The 2,241-nt window shown below is 53.7% G+C and carries 3 protein-coding genes; all 3 read left to right on the top strand.

Annotation, left to right across the window (positions count from 1 at the left end; all coding sequences use genetic code 11):
- Positions 1–130: 130 nt before the first annotated feature.
- Positions 131–328, top strand: a complete 198-nt coding sequence (locus tag BM320_RS16195) for a hypothetical protein (RefSeq protein ID WP_090201855.1) — start codon at positions 131–133, stop codon at positions 326–328.
- A gap of 325 nt (positions 329–653) precedes the next feature.
- Entirely contained in the window at positions 654–1,940 is a 1,287-nt protein-coding gene (locus tag BM320_RS16190) for a protein rep (RefSeq protein ID WP_090201854.1), read from the top strand.
- Between the two features lie 32 nt (positions 1,941–1,972).
- On the top strand, positions 1,973–2,241 hold a 269-nt coding region (locus BM320_RS16315), incomplete at its 3' end, for a helix-turn-helix domain-containing protein (RefSeq protein WP_165615079.1).

The following is a 2,241-nucleotide window of genomic DNA, read 5'->3' as shown; positions in this document are numbered from 1 at the left end:
CATTGGCTCTTTTCGGATGATCAGAAGGGAAAAAATAAAATATTTTAATTCAGTGGGTTGCTCTTGAAGGCGTGAATAATCGACCCCTAAGTAGATGTGTGAGGAAACGAAATCTCACAAGGATACGACTATGATCACAACCACTTTGGAGCATTGCCCGCGCTTAGAACTGTCCAGCCATCTCGATGATTTGGAAGGGACCCTGATGCACTTGATTGAGCAAGGGAGGGCGGAAGACCTTCATGAAGTGAATGCAATCATACGCCTCGCTCATCGCTCAATCTTACGCATCTTCCGTGATGGCGATCTCGTGGCTTTCAAACATTAACAGCTGATATTTTGAAACGCCTTGATGCGGAACCATTTCCCGTGCAAGGGTTAATCTAAGAGCAAAATAAAAGGCTCCGGGGTGCAACCCGAAGCCTTTAAAAAAATCCGTTTCGCGGCGTTGGCGCGCCCAAGCGGAGTAAGAACAGGAAATCGAGTTTTGTCCTCACCTCTGCCTCAGAATATATGCACGCTGTGTAGTTTCGGCAAGGATTTTGGCATGCGCTTGATGCGCGTGCCTGATGTATGAGTCTGGAAGATCACACCACACAACATGCTGTAGTTCTCAGGTTTCCAAATCTGATTTGGACCGATTCGAATCGGGTTTGAGCAAGCCGGCGCAGCCGGCTCTTGGGAACCTGCGAAATAGATATGCGCTCGACCTCTCGGAAGTGGTCGAAACCCCCAAGAAAACAAGGCTGAAAGAGCCGCCAGAAAATGCGCAAAAAGTGGCAAGGCGGGAAGATCGCTTTGCGTTGCAGAGAACCGCGGCCAAGCTGGTTCCTAATCAGCGGGTGGCGCATTGCCATTGGACGGCCCAGTCCAATGAGGTCGAACTCGTGAAGCGACAGAACGACGCCCGTTTCACTGGGCTGCAAACCTGCGGTTCGATTTGGGCTTGTCCTGTTTGTTCCGCGCGAATTTCCGAAGTGAGGCGGGGCGAGTTGCGCGACCTCGAAGCGTGGGCGGGTTCGCCGTTGAACGACGTCAGGATGGTTATGATGACCCTGACCGCCCGCCACCGTCGCCGCAATCTGCGTCGTCTGATGGCAGAGTTAGCCAGGGCAAAAGCCCGGATGCAAAACCGCGCCGCCTGGAAGAACCTGCGGAAGCTCGGAATCTTGGTTGGATCGGTGAGCGTCAGAGAAGCGACATACGGCGTCAAGAATGGCTGGCATCCGCACTACCATGTGATTTTGCTTGTATCTGCTGGAAGCGATGACGAAGCCCTCGATCTGCTCGAACCTCTCCGAGAGGTTTGGCTGGAATGCTTGCGCAAAGAAGGGCTGACAGGCACAGCAAAGCGGGCCTTTCACACGATGGCAGGAGATGCCTTCAGCTCGTATGTCTCGAAGTTCGGCAGAGATGAAGCCGACAAGGTGGAGAAGACCGTCGAAAGGTCGGAGAGCTGGGGATTTGCCGAAGAGGCGACACTCTCACGAACAAAGAAGGGCAGGGGCGATGATGACGAAAAGAGCCGTTCCCCGGTCCAGCTCCTGCGCGAAGCACAGGAGGGAGACAGCGAGTCCGGGCGGCTTTGGCAGGAATATGCAAACGCCTTTCATGGCAAACGGCAACAGGTCTGGTCAAACGGCCTGAAAGCCCTCGTTGGGATCGAGGAGATCGAGGACGAAGAAGCGGCGGAAGGCGAGGAATACACCGAAGAGCAAGACGAGCTGATTGCGAGCTGGCCGCGCAAGACTTGGAAGGTCATTCGAAACCGCCGTGGCGATCTTCTCACAGCCGCAGAAAGGGGCGGGGCAGAGGAAGTCCAAAAGGTTCTGGATAAAATCCCAGAAAGCAGTGCGGAAGTGCCTGACCTTTCCCGGCCACCGCCACCAAAACCCGGCGGATTGATTGAGCGGCTTATGGCCCAAGTCCAGCCTGCTTGACCCTTTTGTGTGTGCAATGCACACTCATGCACATGAGCAATGAGCACACACCAGCACAGGCTGCGAAGATAGCGAATGTTTCCCGAACTACGGTTTCAAGAGCTTGTAAAAGCGGGAAACTTGCAGCTCGGAACACAAATCAGGGATGGAAGATCAAAGATCAAGACCTTCGGGAATGGATGGGCGATAGGGTGCAGCGCACAAGTGCGGTGCATGTGCATGACCGCCAAGACATGAACTTGATTGCGGAAATGGCTGAACTCAAAACAGAAAACCGGATGTTGAAAGATCAGTTGGAAGA

Origin of the sequence: Yoonia tamlensis (assembly GCF_900115105.1) — a bacterium.
GTDB classification, from domain to species: domain Bacteria; phylum Pseudomonadota; class Alphaproteobacteria; order Rhodobacterales; family Rhodobacteraceae; genus Yoonia; species Yoonia tamlensis.
This window is presented reverse-complemented; position numbering and strand designations above follow the sequence as displayed.

Excerpts from the sequence above, each read along its gene's own strand:
- BM320_RS16195 (WP_090201855.1), top strand. The coding sequence starts at position 131 with ATGATCACAACCACTTTGGAGCATTGCCCGCGCTTAGAACTGTCCAGC.